The sequence below is a fragment of the Streptomyces hyaluromycini genome (genome assembly GCF_002217755.1).
Classification (GTDB): Bacteria; Actinomycetota; Actinomycetes; order Streptomycetales; family Streptomycetaceae; genus Streptomyces; species Streptomyces hyaluromycini.
In genome coordinates this window covers 14,922-31,329 of the sequence record NZ_BCFL01000023.1, presented here as the reverse complement: position 1 = coordinate 31,329, position 16,408 = coordinate 14,922, and the positions used below count along the sequence as shown (strand labels likewise).

Genomic DNA, 16,408 nt, shown 5'->3' with positions numbered 1-16,408 from the left:
TTCTGCACCCGTGGGCCCGGGGGCGAAGGTGCTGCTGAAGGCGTTCGCCCCGGCGGCGGTCCCGTTCTCGCTGCTGCATGTGGACACCGGGCACAACTTCCCCGAGGTCCTTGAGTACCGGGACCGTGTGGTGGCCGCACATGGGCTGCGGCTCCATGTGGCCTCCGTACAGGACTACATCGACCGGGGTGTGCTCAAGGAGCGTCCGGACGGCGTCCGCAACCCGCTGCAGACTCTTCCGCTGACGGAGAAGATCCAGAGCGAGAAGTTCGACGCGGTCTTCGGCGGCGGCCGCCGGGACGAGGACAAGGCCCGCCGGGCCGACGACAAGCTCTCCGAGGCCGCGATGGAAGACCGCAAGCGCGAGGGGTACTTCTGGCCTCGCGCTTGCGCGCCCCGCAGACTCGGGGAGCGGCAGGATCGACGACCTCGTCAACAGGGACGTTGGTTCAGGAGAGCCAGTCGCTGTAGTGGGTGGGGGCGATCCGGGCACCCTTCGGGGCGGTGAGGACATCGCCGTGGGCGGCGGCGAAGAGGCCGGCGGTGTCGTCGGTGACGACGGAACGGCTGTCGCCCTTGGCCGACAGGGTGAGCCGGCCGAGTTCGTCGAGCGGGTAGACGTCGGGGCCCGCGACGTTGAGGACGCCGTTCAGAGGCCTGCCCGCGGCGACATCGGCGACGGCGGCGGCGACGTCCGCGGCGGCGATCGGCTGGATCGGCGTGGGCGGCAGGCGGACGGTGTCGCCGTCGGCGGTCATGGCCAGGGTCGCGTCCATGAACTCCATGAACTGCGTGGCACGGACGATGGAGTAGGGGATCGGCCCGGCCTTGAGGAGGTCTTCCTGAAGCACCTTCGCCCGGTAGTAGTCCAGATCGGGCATCTGGTCCACGCCGACGATCGAAAGGATGACGAAGTGCCCGACCCCGGCCTTCTCGCTCACGCCGAGAAGGTTGTCCATCGAGGTCTGGAAGAAGGCGAGCGAAGCGTCGTCGAAGGTCGGGGAGTTCGTCAGGTTGATGACGACGTCGGTGTCCGCGACGGCCTCCTCCAGCCCCTGACCGGTGAGGATGTCCACGCCCGTGGACAGGGAGTACGGCACGGCCTCGTGCCCGGCCGCGTCGAGGTTCGCCACGACCCGTGACCCGATCAGCCCGGTTCCGCCGATGACTGCGAACTTCATGGCATGCACCTTCCCTCGATGACTGCTGTCCTACTGTCCGATATATACCCTATGTCGATCCGGCTTCCGTCACTTGCGGGACCCGGGCGCCTGCCGGAGCCCACCGGCAAACAACCGCCCAGGCCCGGATCGTCCGGCGCACCCTGTTCTAATGTGGCGCCATGAGCGATCACACCGAAGTGCCTGTCGCGCCCGTCGAGGCCTATGAACCCCCGTACTACGTCGCCGTGTTCACCGCGTTGCGAACCGAGGACCAGAGCGGCTACAGCGAGACCGCCGCACGCATGGAAGACCTGGTGAAGGACGTCCCCGGGTTCCTGGGGATGGACCAGGCGCACACTCCTGGTGGGCTGTCCATCACCGTCGGGTACTTCCGCGACGCCGACGCCCTCACGCGGTGGCGGCGCGACGCCGAGCACCGCGCGGCGCAGCGGCGCGGGCAGGCCGAGTGGTACCGGAGCTACACGCTGCATGTGGCGAAAGTCGAGCGGAGCCACGGGTTCATACAGGCCGAGGTACGACCGCCCGCAGGCCGGTGAGTCCGGTTGCACCGATCACCGCGGCCCGACGCGGCCGCCGCCTCATGACGGGTCGGGCTCCCTGTCACGTTTTCCGATCTCCGCCGGTCAATGTGTCGAAGCGAGAAGCCGACAAGGAGGCAGACGGTCTTGGACGTCTACGAGGCGGTCACGAGCCGGCGGGCGGTGCGCGGATTCACCGACCGGCAGGTCCCGATGGAGGTACTGGAGCGCGTGCTGTCCGCCGCGGCCTGGGCGCCGTCCGGTTCGAACCTCCAGCCGTGGCACACCTACGCGGTGACCGGTCGGCCACTCGCCGAGATCAAGAAGCGCGCCGGGGAACGCCTGGCCGCGGGTGATCCCTGGGACGAGCCGGAGTACGAGCAGTACCCGTCCGCACTGAAGTCCCCGTACCGCGAGCGGCGGTCCGCCTTCGGTGAGCAGCGCTACGGCGCGCTCGGCATTTCGCGCGAGGACACGGAGGCCCGCCAGCGGGCCGCGGCCGCGAACTGGGACTGCTTCGGTGCCCCTGCCGCCCTGTTCTGCTACATCGACCGGGACCTGGGCCGACCCCAGTGGTCCGACGTCGGTATGTATCTGCAGACCGTCATGCTGCTGTTGCGAGCCGAGGGGCTGCACAGCTGCACCCAGATGGCCTGGGCGAAGTTCCACCGGACCGTCGCGGAGGTGCTGTCGCCCCCGGACGAGCTCCTTCTCTTCTGCGGCATGTCGATCGGGTTCGAGGACGTCACGGTGAGTAACCCTCGCACGGGACGGGCACCGCTCGACGAAACGGTCACCTTCTTCGAAGGCTGATGGTCTCCGCGGCACTCGCCGGCGACCAAGGCGATGAAGCACCTCGATTCGGCCGGCAAGGCGCTGCCGGACTCGACCCTGCCGCTCACCGTTCAGTATCTGGTGGAGATCCGCGCCGGCCAGATCAACGGCTGCGGCTTCTGCACCGGCATGCACACCAAGGAGGCGGCCCACGCGGGCGAGACCTCGGTGCGGCTCAACCTGATCGCGGCCTGGCGGGTGGCGACCACCTTCACCGCATACGGGACGAGCGCGTTGTGCACGAGCACATCGATGCCGCCCCATACGGCCTGGACCTGCTCGACCGTGCCGTCGATCGCCGCCAGCTCGCGCACGTCGGCCTGGACGGCCATGGCCCGGCCGCCCGCGGCCTCGATGCCGGCCACGACCTCCTCGGCCGCCTCGGTGCCGCGAAGACAGTTGACTGCTGCACTCATCCCGCGTGCGGCCAGGAGCCGTGCGGTGGTCGCACCGACTCCGCTGCTTGCGCCGGTCACCAGCGCCACCCTGCCGGTCGCCCCGGTCATGGGCCCACCTCCCTCTCGTCCTCGCGGGCCGTGGGAACGACCGCGCGCCGGATCTCCGTCCCCGCGCTGTCAGGGCGTGCCCCCACCGGCGTCATGGCGCACCGCGGCGCCGTGCCCGGCGGGGGCGAGCCCGATGAGCAGCAGGGCGATGTCGTCCGTCCGGGGAGCGGCCCGCCGGGCGTGGTCGACCAGGGTCTCGGCGAGCCGGTCCATGGACTGGAACCGGGCCCGGGCGAGGGGGACGGCGAGCGCCGACATGGCGTCGTCCAGGTCGACTCCGGGAGTCTCGACGAGTCCGTCGGTGTACAGGGCGAGGAGGGTGCCGGGCGTCAGCGGGATCTCGGTGGCGGGATACTCCGTGTCAGGGTCGATGCCCAGCAGCAGTCCGGGCGGCAGGTGAAGGACCTCGGCTTGTCCGTCCGGGTGGCGCGGAGCCGGACCAGAAGAGCAGCAGCGTGCCCCAGGCCCTGGTGCCGGTGACGATCGGTGCCGCGGCCGCCGCGTAGTGGTACGGCAGGGCGATCGCCGCGCGCGGATAGCGCCGGGCGAACTCCTGCGGGTCGCTCAGCCAGACCAGCCGCCGCTCGCGCAGCGCCTCGGCCACCGGAACGGGACCGGAGAGCGCCACCCGGAAGCAGGGTGTCAGATACTCCGCCGGCAGCCCTGTGGTCACCTCCAGCCGCAGCGTCTGCGCGTCGGACGCCGGCAGGAACAGCGCACCCGCGAGCACCCCCGTGTCGCGCACGGCGAGCCCCAGCAGCCGGTCCAGCTCCGCCCGGTGGACCGGCCCGGTGGCGGGTGCGGACGGACGAGGCCCGGAGGGCTGCGCCGCGCCGCCTTCCCGCATGGCGCACATACCAGCACCGTACGTCCGCACCGGCCGCCTCCGCGCGGGAGGACCGGTGGTGCCGAGCCTCCCGGCGGCTTCCTCTGTCACGGATCGGTGCGGCATTCGGTCAATGGGGAGAAAAGGGGCAAATGGCGATGGAATGTCGCTCTCGCCGCAGGCGTCCGCCCCACCGTCATCTCCTCCGAGGACAACGCTTCGATGATCAGCACTGACGAAATGCCCCTCTGTGAACAGCCGGACATCCGCGAGCCCTCGGAGTCGGCGATCGCGATGCTCGACCAGCGGGGGACGGTGGTCGGCTGGACACAGGCCGCCGAGCGGCTGGTCGGGTACTCCGCCGCCGACGTCGTGGGCCGGTCGGCCTCGGTCGTACTGCCGTCCTGCGAGGAAGCCCCGACGACACCGGAGTTCGTCGAGCAGTGCCGGGCCCGGCGCGGCTGGTCGGGCACGGCGACGGTACGGCACCGGGACGGTCACGGGCTGCGCGTGAGCCTGCGGGTCTCGATGCTGTGGGGACAGGGCGGCACGGTCCGGTGGCTCGTGTCCGTCACCGACATCGGCACGGCCTCCGGGACGCCGACGAACGGACTGGTGCGGGAGTCGCTGCTCGCCCGCGTGCCGATGGGCATCGTCGTGCGGGACCCTCAGCTGCGGTGCACCTGGGTGAACGACACGATGGAGAGCCACGACGGCATCTCCCGCGACCGGCGGCTCGGACGTCGGTTCGCCGAGGTGCTGCCGGGCCGCGAGGCCGACACAGTCGAGTCGGCGATGCGACAGGTTCTCCGGGGCGGGCCCGGCAAGGTCCACGACCACCGGACGTGGCTGCCGTCGGGCCCGCATCGGGAGCACACGTTCGTGGCGTCGATCTTCCGCCTCCAGGACGCCGACGGCCGGGCGCTGGGGGTGTGCGTCATCAGCGTCGACCTCACCGAGAGCCGGCGGGCACGCGACCGCCTGGCCATCCTCAGCGAGGGCAGTACCCGCCTCGGCAGCAGCCTGGACGTGATGCGCACCAGCCAGGAACTGGCCAACCTGGCCGTGCCCCTGCTCGCCGACTACGTGGCCGTCGACCTGGAGCAGTCGGTCCCGTGCGGCGAAGGGTCCCCGGTCCGGGTCGGCCCGGCGGGCGGGCGCCTTCCCGTGTTCCGGCGCGCCGGCCTGGCCTCGGTCCGGCACGGGATCCCGGAGTCCCCCTGGGGGCGCGGTGAGACGGTCCCCTGGCCGCCCGCCTCACCGTTCACCGACGTCCTGCGCACCGGGAGGCCCCATCTGGAGCCGGTCCTGGACACCGCTCCGGGCACCTGGATCGACCATGACCCGGCACGGTCGGAGAAGATCCGCGAGAACGGCATGCACTCCCTGATGGTGATACCCATCCGTGCGCGGCATGTCCTGCTGGGCATGGTGCTGTTCGTCCGCACCACGGACCCGGGGCCGTTCCAGGAGTTCGACGTGCTCCTCGCCGAAGAACTCGTCGGCCGCGCCGCGCTGGCGTTGGACAACGCGCGCCAGTACGTCCGCCGGCACACCACCGCCCTCACCCTCCAGCGCAACCTGCTGCCACGCCGTCTGAAGGGCGGCACGGCCGTCGAGACCGCCTCGCGTTATCTCCCCGCCGACATGGAGCACGGCGTGGGGGGCGACTGGTTCGACGTGATCCCGCTGTCCGGCGCACGGGTGGCGCTCGTCGTCGGCGACGTCGTCGGACACGGCATCAACGCCGCCGCGACCATGGGCCGGCTGCGCACCGCCGTGCGCACGCTCGCCGACATGGAGCTGCCCCCCGACGAGCTGCTGACCCGCCTCGACGACACGGTCCAGCGACTGGCCGAGGCGGACGCCGACACTCCGGACCAGTACCCCGCGCCGCTGGGCGCCACCTGTCTGTACGCGGTCTACGACCCGGTCACCCGCCGGTGCACCATGGCGCGGGCCGGGCACCCCCCGCCCGCGGTCGTCGACCCGCAGGGCCGGGTCACCTTCCCCGACCTGCCCACCGGAACCCCGCTGGGCGTCGGACTGGGGGTCCCCTTCGAGGCCGTGGAGCTGGAACTGCCCGAGGGAAGTCTCCTCGCCCTGTACACGGACGGCCTGATCGAGACCCGTGACGACGACATAGAGGAGGGCATGCGCCGGCTGGGCACCGCCCTGGCACAACCGAGCCGCTCCCTGGAAGACCTCTGCAACCGCGCGATGGAGACCCGGCAGGGGCGGGCACCCTGCGACGACTCCACGCTGCTCCTGGTCCGGACCCGCACCCTCAGCCCCGCCCAGGCCGTCTGCTGGACGCTGCCCGGTGACCAGACCGCCGCCCGCCGCGCCCGGCGCCTGGCAGCCCGTCAGCTGGCCGAATGGGACCTGGAGGGGCTTGCGGACTCGACGAAACTGATCGTCAGCGAACTGGTCACCAACGCCGTCCGCCACGGCAGCGGCCCGATCGGCCTGCGCCTGATCCGGCACCAGGTCCTGACCTGCGAGGTGTTCGACACGAGCACCTGTTCCCCCCGCCTGCGCAACGCCCGCACCAGTGACGAGAACGGCCGCGGCCTCTTCCTGATCGCCCAGCTGTCCCGCAGATGGGGCTCCCGCTCCGCACCCGGCGGCAAGGTGGTCTGGGCCGAGGAAGACCTGGCCCCCGCACCGGTACCCGCACGGGCCCTCGGGGCAGCACCCGCGCACGAACGGCGGCCGACGGAGGCAACTGCCGCCGGCCGCCGTTCGGGAGACGCTCGGTTCAGTCCGTGACCACGGACGTGTTCAGCCCCGTGTCGTAGTGGTTGTGGGCGATGCGGATGCCCGTACTGCCGTGGAAGACGAACAGCGGCGAGGTGTACGGCGGTGCGTCGGCCTTGTCCAGCCGGCGCACGGTGTTGCCGGTGAAGGCGAACCCGCCGACGCTCTTGGCGTTGACGACGGTGACGTCACCGATGTCGAACCTGTTGTCCTCGACCTTGATGTCGTGGTGCACCGGGTGCGCCGGGTCGACGACCTGGTTGGTCGGCTCCACGAAGATGACCGGGCCGGTGGGCCGGGTGAAGGTGTTCCCGCGGATCGTGAGGTCGGTGACCGGGCCGGACTCGTACCACTGGTAGGCGTCGGCGGAGACGTAGATGCTCGCCATGGACATCCCGTCGAACCGGTTGTCGGTGATGAGGACGGGCTTGCGGGTGGTGACCAGCACACCGCGGGTCGGGACGTTGCGGAACACGTTGTGCGAGATGACGACCGACGGGGTGGCCGTGATGTTCTCGACGACCGTGCCGTTGATCTCGGTCCCCTCGGGGACCGGCCGGTCGAAGGTGACGGTCATCGTGGTGAGGGACTTGTCGTGGTCCATGCCGCTCGGCCCGTCGACCGCGGTGACCACCGCGTGCGCGTCCGCCAGCGGTGTCATCGTGCGCTTGTCGGTGAACTCGACCTCGTCACCCGGGGCGAACTGCGGGAAACCGGCGGTCTGCGGGTGTTCGTAGGCGAGGGTGACGGTGGACGGGCCGGGTTTCCCGACGACCTCCAGATAGGTGCCGTGGATGTTGATCGGGTCGTCCTGCGGCCCGTCGAAGACACTTCTCGTGATCGAGACCTTCCCCTTCACGCCGGACATCTGCACGAAGTCCGCGAAGGAGGCCGTGGAGCGGCCGGACGCCGGAGCGGGTGCGAAGTTCACCTTGTCGATCGTGATGTTCTCGCTGAACTGCCCCACCACGCCGAAGGACTGCAGGTAGTAGGCGTTCATCGAGCGCAGGGTCACGTTCTTCGACTGCCAGATGAACGCGCCCGGTTCCGTCCGCTCGATGTTGCGCATCTGGTAGACGAGCCCGGCGTCCGCCGGCCGTGCCGAGGTGGTGTAGTCGATCCGGATCCGGCGGTGGCCCAGGTCGGTGACCGAGGCGACGTCGTTGAACAGCGGGTTGTCCCCGCGCCAGGTCCGCTGCGCCCCGGGGTCGTGGATCTGGGTGTACTGGAGTCCGTCGACACCCGACCAGTACGGCTGCCCGGTGGCCGGGCTGGTCTCGCCGAGCCAGGTGATGTGCGCGCCGTTCGCCTGGTAGGGGCTGCCGGCGGGGATCGACAGGACGCGGTAGGCGTGCCCGTCGGTGACCCCGGCGCCGGCCACGGTCGCGTCGACGACCTCGGGGGCCGCGTAGTCGAAGGAGAAGTCCGTGAAGGTCACGTTCGTGGAGCGGATCGACGCGAACGCCGTCTGGAGCCCGTGGTAGACGAGCTCGGCCCCGCCGCCGTCGACGGTGACGTCGTGCATGTCCTCGATGAGCAGCCCGATCTTCTTGTCCCGGTAGCGCTGGTCGGCGCCCACGGTGTTGGACACGTAGAGCTCACGCGTCTCGGCCCGTTCGGGATACAGCTGGTAGGTGCCCTTCGAGAACACGATCCGGACCGGCCGGTGGAGGCTCTTGGCGTGCCGCAGCGCCGCGGTGACCGCGGGCGCCGAGTCCGTCCGGCCGGTGGGATCCGCCCCGTAGGCGTCCACGTCGACCACGACGGGCGCCGACGGTTTCGGCGCCGCGGCGACGGGACCGGCTGCACCACCTCCCAGCAACGCGAGTGCCACTCCTAGAAACACGAACCGCGACATAGCCCCTCCGGAGCATCCGTGAGCGACGAAACATCCGATGAATGTGCGAGTCAATGCCCATGGTCGTCCACCACCTGGGCACTTCTGACGTGCGAGGTGCGTGAGTTACGTGATCAGTGCCTACAGATCCGATGAGTCGGGGGAGACCCGATCCGCCTACTCCTTCTTCGGCGGCGCCGTGCTCGCGCGGATCACCAGTTCGGGGTCGAAGAGGAGTTCGCCGACGGGGACGTCACGGTTGCCGACCAGGGCGATGACGCTGCGCGCCACTTCCGAGGCCAGGCGGTCGGCCGGCTGGCGGACCGTGGTGAGCGGAGGGTCGACGAAGTCCATGATCATGGCGCCGTCGTAGCCCACCACCGACACATCGCCCGGGACGTCGTACCCCTGGCGGCGCGCGCCGCGGATCGCGCCCAGCGCCATGTAGTCGCTGGCGGCCACGATGGCCGTGGCGCCGCGGCCGAGCAGCGAGATCGCGGCGGACTGGCCGCCCTCGACGGTGTACGACTGCCGGACCACCCACTGCTCCGGGTCCTCGACGCCGCGCCGGGCGAGCGAGGAGACGAAGCCGCTGACCCGGCGGTCGGCCGGACGGTTGCCGACCGGGCCCGACGCCATGCCGATCCGGCGGTGACCGAGCCGGTGGAGGTGGTCGACGGCGAGTTCGGCGGCCAGCAGGTCGTCGGTGGAGAAGACCGGCGCCTCGTCACCGCCCTCGAACTGGCCGTTGACCCCGACGAACGGGATCCGGCGGGAGCGCAGCAGTTCGTACGCCTGCGGGTCCGCGCCCTCGATCGTGTTGCTGGCGGAGAGGAAGACGACGGCGGCGACACCCCGGTCGGCGAGGGACGTCAGGAAGTCCAGCTCCTGTACTCCGCCGGGGAAGCACGGGCACAGGATCGTCTTCAGCCCGTGCGGAGCGAGGGTGGACTCGATCCGCTCGCAGACGTCGGCGAAGAACGGGTTGGACACCAGTTCCGTGATGACCGCGACGAGGTGCCCCTGTGTCTGCCGCTCGTACCCCAGGTCGGCCATCGCCTGTTCGACCGCCTCGCGGGTCTTGCGCGACACGCCCTGGCGCCGGTTGATGACACGGCTGACCGTGGCCTCGCTCACCTGCGCCCGGACCGCGACCTCGGTGATGCCGACCTTCATGCGGTTCCCTCCGTCACCCGTGGGCCAGCCGTCGATGATACGTGCCCGCTCGTCACGGACGGTCATACATGACGAAGGTGTGACGGGCTGGAAGCTAGCAAGCGCTCTGTCCGACTTGCAAGGTGCAGTTGAAAACTTTCAATCATTACTTCTATTTCAGATCGCATGCGAACTGCGTGTCTTGCATGTTTCTACCGCATGACCATTGAACCGCCTCATCGGCCCCTGCTAGCTTGCGGCCACTCGGCCGCCCCACCCGCCGTCACCGAAGACCGGGAGTCCCGATGAAGCCCTCAAGACCCGTGCTGCTCACCGCTGTTGCCCTCCTCATGTCGACGGCCCCCGCGCTGTCGGCCTCGGCGGCGCCCGGCACCGGCGCCACCGCCGCCCCCCAACTCGCCATCAGCGACCCGGGCTTCGAGAACGGCGGGGAGGGCTGGACCTTCGGCCCGGGCACCGGCGTCGGCACCGGCAACCGCCACGGCGGAACCCGCTTCCTCTACCTCGACGCCGGCGCGGGCAAGACCGCCGAACAGACCATCGTCGCGCCCCGTGACGGCAGTTACGACTTCTCCGCGTGGATCGGCAGCGCCGGGACCGGCGGCACGTACACGATCCGGCGCAACGGCGAGACCGTCGGCACGGTCGAGCTGCCGCAGCACGCCGGCTACGCCAGGTACACCATCAGCAACGTCCGGCTGAGGACCGGCGACCGGCTGGAGATCGCCTTCGGCTCCGGCAGCGCCTGGGTGAACGCCGACGACCTGATGATCTCGCCGGCCGCGCCCGCCGACCCCGAGGTCACCTCCTCGGACCCCGAGGTCGCCGAGATGTTCGCCTGGGCCAAGAAGAAGGCCAACAGCTGGGTGCAGCTGCCCGGCACCACCGGCCCGGTCAACGTCGACGAGTACCAGACCGGCGGCACCGGCACCGCGACGTACGAGCCCACCTACTGGGCCGGATACGCCAACCGCAGCGCCTACTACTCCCGGGACATGACCCACCAGCTCGCCGGCGCCCACCTCCTCGGCCTCGACACCGAGAACGAGACGATGCTCCGCTCCTACGCGGCGTCGGCCACCGCCGAGCACAAGTACTTTCCCGTGTGGTCCCTCAACTTCGACGCCAAGACGTACCTGAGCATCGACTACAAGAGCCCGGACAACTTCGTGCGCGAGGTGCCGGCCGTCTTCGAACTCGTCGAGAAGGCCGCCCAGGCCTACCTCTGGACCGGCGACCGCAGGTACGTCGACGACCCGGTGCTCTGGGACTTCTACCGGCACGCCACCGACCAGTTCATCGACCTGCACAACTCCGCGAAGGACAACGGCAAGGTCAAGGTCGCCGAGGGCACCGGCCAGGGCATCTTCGCCGGCGCCGCCAGCTACAACGAGCAGGACGGCGACGACCTCGCCGAGGCCGGGGACACCATCGCCACCGAGTACCAGGCGTATCTGGCGATGGCCGTGCTCGCCCGCGGCAAGGGCGACACCAGGCTCGCCAGGACGTACGACAAGCGGGCCGCCGACCTGAAGAAGTACTTCAACGACACCTGGAGCGGCACCGGAAGCGGCGCCGACATGGTCCGCGCCTACACCGTCTCCGGCACCCCGGTCACCGGCTGGGGCAAGGAGAACAGCGTCTTCATGCCGATGAAGCAGATCATCGACCCAGGCCCGCGCAACGACGCCTACCTCGACTACATCGAGGCGCAGGAACTGGGACCGCAGGGCTCGCCCAACATCGAGTCCACGACGTACCTGCCCGACATGTTCTTCAACAACAACCGCAACGACACGGCCTGGGCGTGGATGAAGAAGATCTACGGCGAGCGGGACATCCAGCACGTCAACTCCAGCCAGGGCCCCGACGGCGACTACCCCGAGGTGTCCTTCACCCTGGTCAGCCAGACCGTCCAGGGCCTGATGGGCATCGCGCCGGACGCCGCGGACCGCACGGTGACCACCCAGTCCCGGCTGCCCTCCGGCATGGACTGGCTCCAGGCGGCGGACGTCCCCATCGGCAAGGACACCATCACCGTCCGGCACGACGGCACGACGAAGACCACGCTGACCGACAACGCGCGCAGCGGCGCCTACCACTGGGAGGCCCGCTTCCCCGGCGTCCACAAGAAGATCAAGGTCGACGGCGTCCCGCAGCGAGCGCGCACCAAGACGGTGAACGGCGTGACGTACACCTACGCCACGCCGACCGTGCGCGCCGGGGCGACGGTGGTGGTGCAGGTGGGCGACTGACCCGCCACCCCCGCCACGACCGGGCCGGGCCGCCTGCGCATCCGCGCGTCCCGGTCCGCACAGACCGCCGGCCGTCCGCCACCGGACGGCCGGCCATCCATGCCCGGACGCGGACAAAGAGGCACAAGACCTCTCCAAGAGCTTCTTTCCGCCAACGCTGCGCGGGGGGTTGTCCTGACATTCCTCCGGATCTAGGGTCCCTCCGAGAGCAAGCGCTTTCTCAGTGTCTTGGTCCCGGCACTCCCAGGAGGACCGCATGTCCCCCCACCAGAACCGCCGCCGCGTCGCCGTGATCGGCACCGGCGCGATCGTCAGCGGCAGTCATCTGCCCGCCCTCACCGCCCATGCCGACCGCGCCGAACTGGTCGCCGCGGTCGACGTCGACCAGGGCCGCCTCGACGCCTTCCGGGAACTCGCCGGCGGCGAGGTCGCCGGGTACACCTCCGTCGACGCCCTGCTGGACGCCGTACACCCCGACCTCGTCCTCATCGGCACACCCCCCTCACTGCACCGCGAGCAGACGGTCGCCGCGCTCAAGGCAGGTGCCTGGGTGCTGTGCGAGAAGCCCCTGTGCCTGTCCCTCGCCGAGTATGACGAGATCGCCGCCGCCGAGGAGGCCTCCGGCGGCTACGCCCCCGTAGTCTTCCAGCACCGCTATGGCTCCGGCGCCGTGCACGCCCGCGAGCTGATCACCGGCGGCGCGCTGGGCGCCCCGCTGGTCGCGCACTGCCAGACCACCTGGCACCGGGACGCCGCCTACTACGCCGTACCGTGGCGCGGCACCTGGGCCGGCGAGGGCGGCGGCCCGACCATGGGTCACGGCATCCACCAGTACGACCTGCTGCTGCACCTGCTCGGCCCGTGGACGGAGATCCGGGCCATGGCGGCCCGCCTGGTCCACGACACCGAGAGCGAGGACGTCTCCACCGCCCTCGTCCGCTTCGCGAACGGCGCGCTCGCCACCGTTGTCAACAGCGTGCTGTCCCCGCACGAGGTGAGCCGCATCCGCGTCGACTGCGCGGACGCCACCGTCGAGCTCACCCACCTCTACGGGCACCGCAACGAGGACTGGGTCTACACCCCGGCCCCGCACGTCCCCGCCGACCGCGCCGCCGCCTGGCGTACCCCCGACGCGGACGTGCCCAGCTCGCACACCGCCCAGCTCGGCGCCCTCCTCGACGCCCTCGACAACGGCGCAAGGCCGCCGGGCAGCGGCCCGGACGCCCGCGCCACCCTCGAATTCGCCGCCGCGCTCTACAAGTCGGCGTTCACGGGCCGCCCCGTGCACGCGGGCGAGATCGGCCCCGGCGACCCCTACTACGCAGCCATGCACGGCGACCACCCCCACTGGGCCCCCACCGAGGAGCGCGCATGAGGATCCGCGTCAGCCACGTCCACGGCGAGCACATCGCCGTCGCGGTACCGGACGGCACCGAGATCCTCCGCTACGTCTACCGCCCCGACCCCGAGGCGTACGAGGCGCGCAAGCCGTACGCCCACCCGGTGCGCACCCTCGCGGGCCGGACCGTCACCGGCTACCGGCCGAGCGACCACCGCTGGCACAAGGGCCTCCAGATGACGGCCAGCCATCTGTCCGGGCAGAACTTCTGGGGCGGCAACACCTATGTCCACGGCCAGGGTTACCAGGTGCTGCCGGAGCGCGTCGGCTCGATGCGGCACGACGGCTTCACCGAGTTCGCCGTCGCGGACGACCGGTTCGCCTTCACCGAGCGGCTGACCTGGGTGGAGAACGGCGGCGCCGAGTGGGCGCGGGAGGTGCGCGGGCTCACCGTCCACTTCGTCGACGAGGGGGCCGGCGCCTGGGCGCTCGACTGGTCGATCCATCTCACCAACGTCCGCGCCGAGCCGCTGACCTTCGGTTCCCCCACCACCGAAGGCCGCGAGATGGCCGGCTACACCGGACTGCAGTGGCGCGGGCCCCGTGACTTCACCGGCGGGACCGCGTTCGGCCCGGACTCCGTCACCGGTGCCGAGAAGCTGATGGGCACCCAGGGCCCCTGGCTGGCGTACACCGCCGAGCACGACGAGGCGGACGGGCACTCCACGATCGTCTTCGCCCACGCCCCCGAGAACCTCGACGGACGGACGCCGATCCACGAGTCGCACTGGTTCGTGCGCGCCGAACCGATCCCCACGGCCGCGTTCTCCTGGGCGTTCTTCGAGGAGTTCGAACTGTCGCCGGGCGAGTCCTTCGCCTACCGCTACCGGATCGTCTTCGCCGACGGCGCCTGGGACGCCGACCGCGTCGCCGCGCACCTGGAGGGCCTGCCGTGGTGAACACCCCCAAGCCCGCCCTCCCGCACCCGCTCCCCGGTGCCATCGGCCTGTCCCACCTCAGCGCCTACGACTGGGAGGCCGCCGACGGCGTCTGCGGCGGCAGCCCGCATCTGCATCTGGTGTGCACGGAGGCGTACGTCGTCACCGGCGGCCGGGGTGCCGTGCAGACCCTCAGCCCGGACGGCTACCGGGACATCCCGCTGGAGCCCGGATCCGTCGCCTGGTTCACCCCGGGCACCGTGCACCGGATGGTGCAGGGCGGCGATCTGCGTATCACCGTGCTGATGCAGAACAGCGGGCTGCCGGAAGCCGGGGACGCCGTCTTCACCTTCCCGCCCGAGGTCCTCGCCGACCCGGAGCGGTACGCGGCCGTGGCAACGTTGCCACCCGGTACGGGAATCGAGGCCGAGGAAGCCGCCCTCAGGCGCCGGGACCTCGCCGTCGAGGGCTACCTCGGCCTGCGCGAGGCGCTGGTCGCCGGGGACGACGGACCGTACGCCGAGTTCCAGCGGGCCGCCGCCCGGCTGGTGCGTGCGAAGGTGCCGCGCTGGCGCGAACTGTGGCGGGCCGGTGCGCTGGCCGCCGCCGAGCGCACCGGCGCCCAGCTCGACGCGCTGCTGGCCGGCGAGCCGGCGTACCTCGGCGAGGCGACCGCGTACGAGACCGCGCCCACGCGGCTCGGGGGGTTCGGGATGTGCGGCCGCCGCGACGAGTACAACCTGCTCAGGATGAGAAGCGCCCCCTGATCCGCGGGACACAGCCCCCGATCGAGGCGTAGAAGGGTGCCATGTCAGTACCAGCATCGAGGCCGGCCCGGGGTGGCGTCGCCCGGGACCTGTGGCGGCTGCTAGAGCCGATCCACGCCGTCGTCTACTTCGCTCCGGAGCCGTTGGAGGAGTTCAGGGCCGCGGGTTACCGCGGTTTCTGGATGGGCTACTTCGCCGGACGGGCCGCTCCCCTGGGCAGTGCCGGAGCCGACGTGGTGCATGCGCTCTTCTACAACTTCGCCTACGAGCGGGTGAGCCGCGCCCTGTCGGCGGCCTGGAGCTTCGCTCCGCCGAACGAGGCCCTCGAAGCGCGGGTACGAGGATCGGTACGTGCGCTTCGCCGGGCACTCGGCCCCGCAGCCGACGGCGCGGAGGTGGCCAGGGCGGCAGAGCTCGCCTTGCGTGCCGCTCGATCGGCTCCCTTCGAAGGCCGCGCCCTCTTCGCCGCCAACCGCTCCCTGCCGGTGCCTCAGGAGCCCCTTGCCCAGCTGTGGCACGCCGCGACGCTTCTTCGTGAACACCGCGGCGACGGTCATGTCGCGGCTCTGGTCGCCGCCGGGATCGCCGGCCGCGAGTCACACGTCCTCCACGCGACCGCGAGCGGGATCCCGCTCGATGTCTACAGGCCGGCACGCGACTTCGACGAAGCGGAGTGGACATCGAGACAGGACGCCCTCCGACAGAGAGGGCTCCTGGAGGACGACCAGCTGTCCCGGCGCGGACACCGGCTCAAGGAGCAGATCGAGGAACGAACCGACCGACTGGCGGCCACCGCCTACGAGGCGCTGACCACCAGCGAGACCGACGAACTCACCCGGCTCCTGCGCCCGCTGACGCACGCCGTGGTGCGCGAAGGCGACATTCCCTTCGACAATCCCATGGGACTCGACCTGCGCGAGTCACTTGACCATCCTTGAACTCACCGGGTTGCCGGCGGACAGGGGCGAGGCGGACGCGTCGGCCTGCCGCAGTTCGGCGAGGAGCACGTTCTGCCCGTTGAGCAGCTCGGTGAGGATACGGCGGGCCGCCCGCAGGAGGTCGGCGACATCGCCGCCGGCCAGTGCGTAGCTGACGGTGGAACCCTCCCGGATGGACACCACGATGCCGGACCGGCGAAGGACGGCCAACTGCTGCGAAAGGCTGGACGGCTCGATCTCGATGTCGGCGAGCAGGTCTCGTACCGGGACCGGCCCGTGCTGGAGCAGTTCCAGGACCCTGATCCGTACGGGGTGCCCGAGCATGCGGAAGAAGTCCGCCTTGGCCTGGTAGAGGGGGACTTGCATGACCGCTCGCTCTCTGCCGGTCGGATCGGGAGGGGATGTCGGGGTGCGGCGGTGCCTTGCGACACCGCCGCATCGGCCTGTCACAGCCGATCCTTGCCGCCCGGGGCCCTGTGCAGGCATGAATTGGAATCATGCTGATGTGGTCACTTGAAGAAGTTTTCACA

Annotated in this window: 13 protein-coding genes and 4 pseudogenes; 10 read left to right on the top strand and 7 right to left on the bottom strand. The window is 70.6% G+C overall.

All coding sequences use genetic code 11. The annotated features are described in order from the left end of the window. Nucleotides 1-34: 34 nt before the first annotated feature. A pseudogene (locus SSP29_RS56620) lies at nt 35-316 on the top strand (phosphoadenosine phosphosulfate reductase domain-containing protein); the annotation flags it as partial. Between the two features lie 133 nt (nt 317-449). Here SSP29_RS56620 and SSP29_RS29245 read toward each other — a convergent pair. Beyond that, nucleotides 450-1,181: an SDR family oxidoreductase gene (locus SSP29_RS29245; RefSeq protein ID WP_089103842.1), complete on the bottom strand. Its 732-nt coding sequence runs from the start codon at nt 1,179-1,181 to the stop codon at nt 450-452. A 161-nt stretch (nt 1,182-1,342) separates the two neighbouring features. On the opposite strand from SSP29_RS29245, the gene SSP29_RS29240 reads away from it, so the two are divergent. From SSP29_RS29240 to SSP29_RS60075, 3 genes and pseudogenes are all read left to right on the top strand, one after another. Beyond that, complete coding sequence (locus SSP29_RS29240; protein ID WP_089103841.1) at nt 1,343-1,720, top strand: antibiotic biosynthesis monooxygenase family protein; 378 nt, start codon at nt 1,343-1,345, stop codon at nt 1,718-1,720. A 129-nt stretch (nt 1,721-1,849) separates the two neighbouring features. Beyond that, complete coding sequence (locus SSP29_RS29235; RefSeq protein ID WP_089103840.1) at nt 1,850-2,515, top strand: nitroreductase; 666 nt, start codon at nt 1,850-1,852, stop codon at nt 2,513-2,515. A 33-nt stretch (nt 2,516-2,548) separates the two neighbouring features. Further along, nucleotides 2,549-2,773 (top strand): annotated as a pseudogene (locus SSP29_RS60075) (carboxymuconolactone decarboxylase family protein); the annotation flags it as partial. A gap of 38 nt (nt 2,774-2,811) precedes the next feature. Here SSP29_RS60075 and SSP29_RS60070 read toward each other — a convergent pair. From SSP29_RS60070 to SSP29_RS60065, 3 genes and pseudogenes are all read right to left on the bottom strand, one after another. After that, nucleotides 2,812-3,042 (bottom strand): annotated as a pseudogene (locus SSP29_RS60070) (SDR family NAD(P)-dependent oxidoreductase); the annotation flags it as partial. Between the two features lie 69 nt (nt 3,043-3,111). Beyond that, nucleotides 3,112-3,480, bottom strand: a pseudogene (locus tag SSP29_RS29225) (SpoIIE family protein phosphatase); the annotation flags it as partial. Then, nucleotides 3,404-3,898: a GAF domain-containing protein gene (locus tag SSP29_RS60065; RefSeq protein ID WP_245883276.1), complete on the bottom strand. Its 495-nt coding sequence runs from the start codon at nt 3,896-3,898 to the stop codon at nt 3,404-3,406. The pseudogene SSP29_RS29225 and the gene SSP29_RS60065, both read right to left, overlap by 77 nt. A 192-nt stretch (nt 3,899-4,090) precedes the next feature. Between SSP29_RS60065 and SSP29_RS29220 the strand changes: the two genes are divergently transcribed. Beyond that, the gene (locus SSP29_RS29220; RefSeq protein ID WP_089103837.1) at nt 4,091-6,640 is read left to right on the top strand and encodes a SpoIIE family protein phosphatase; all 2,550 of its coding nucleotides are present in this window, start codon (nt 4,091-4,093) and stop codon (nt 6,638-6,640) included. Here the strand turns inward: SSP29_RS29220 and SSP29_RS29215 are convergent. Both SSP29_RS29215 and SSP29_RS29210 read right to left on the bottom strand, forming a co-directional pair. Then, a complete protein-coding gene (locus SSP29_RS29215) occupies nt 6,630-8,486 on the bottom strand; it encodes a right-handed parallel beta-helix repeat-containing protein (protein ID WP_089103836.1) in 1,857 nt (618 codons plus the stop codon). The genes SSP29_RS29220 and SSP29_RS29215 overlap by 11 nt on opposite strands. A 156-nt stretch (nt 8,487-8,642) precedes the next feature. Continuing rightward, a complete protein-coding gene (locus tag SSP29_RS29210; protein WP_089103835.1) occupies nt 8,643-9,641 on the bottom strand; it encodes a LacI family DNA-binding transcriptional regulator in 999 nt (332 codons plus the stop codon). A 284-nt stretch (nt 9,642-9,925) separates the two neighbouring features. Between SSP29_RS29210 and SSP29_RS29205 the strand changes: the two genes are divergently transcribed. From SSP29_RS29205 to SSP29_RS29185, 5 genes are all read left to right on the top strand, one after another. Further along, nucleotides 9,926-11,896, top strand: coding sequence for a carbohydrate-binding protein (locus SSP29_RS29205; RefSeq protein WP_150135122.1), 1,971 nt, complete (start codon nt 9,926-9,928; stop codon nt 11,894-11,896). A gap of 256 nt (nt 11,897-12,152) precedes the next feature. Beyond that, nucleotides 12,153-13,271: a Gfo/Idh/MocA family protein gene (locus SSP29_RS29200; protein WP_089103833.1), complete on the top strand. Its 1,119-nt coding sequence runs from the start codon at nt 12,153-12,155 to the stop codon at nt 13,269-13,271. Then, nucleotides 13,268-14,194: a DUF6807 domain-containing protein gene (locus SSP29_RS29195; RefSeq protein ID WP_089103832.1), complete on the top strand. Its 927-nt coding sequence runs from the start codon at nt 13,268-13,270 to the stop codon at nt 14,192-14,194. Before SSP29_RS29200 ends, SSP29_RS29195 begins: the two co-directional genes overlap by 4 nt. Beyond that, the gene (locus SSP29_RS29190) at nt 14,188-14,940 is read left to right on the top strand and encodes a cupin domain-containing protein (RefSeq protein WP_089103831.1); all 753 of its coding nucleotides are present in this window, start codon (nt 14,188-14,190) and stop codon (nt 14,938-14,940) included. Before SSP29_RS29195 ends, SSP29_RS29190 begins: the two co-directional genes overlap by 7 nt. A gap of 41 nt (nt 14,941-14,981) precedes the next feature. Then, a complete protein-coding gene (locus tag SSP29_RS29185; RefSeq protein WP_089103830.1) occupies nt 14,982-15,878 on the top strand; it encodes an SCO6745 family protein in 897 nt (298 codons plus the stop codon). Here the strand turns inward: SSP29_RS29185 and SSP29_RS29180 are convergent. Continuing rightward, entirely contained in the window at nt 15,861-16,244 is a 384-nt protein-coding gene (locus SSP29_RS29180) for an ArsR/SmtB family transcription factor (protein ID WP_089103829.1), read from the bottom strand. The genes SSP29_RS29185 and SSP29_RS29180 overlap by 18 nt on opposite strands. Nucleotides 16,245-16,408 lie beyond the last annotated feature (164 nt).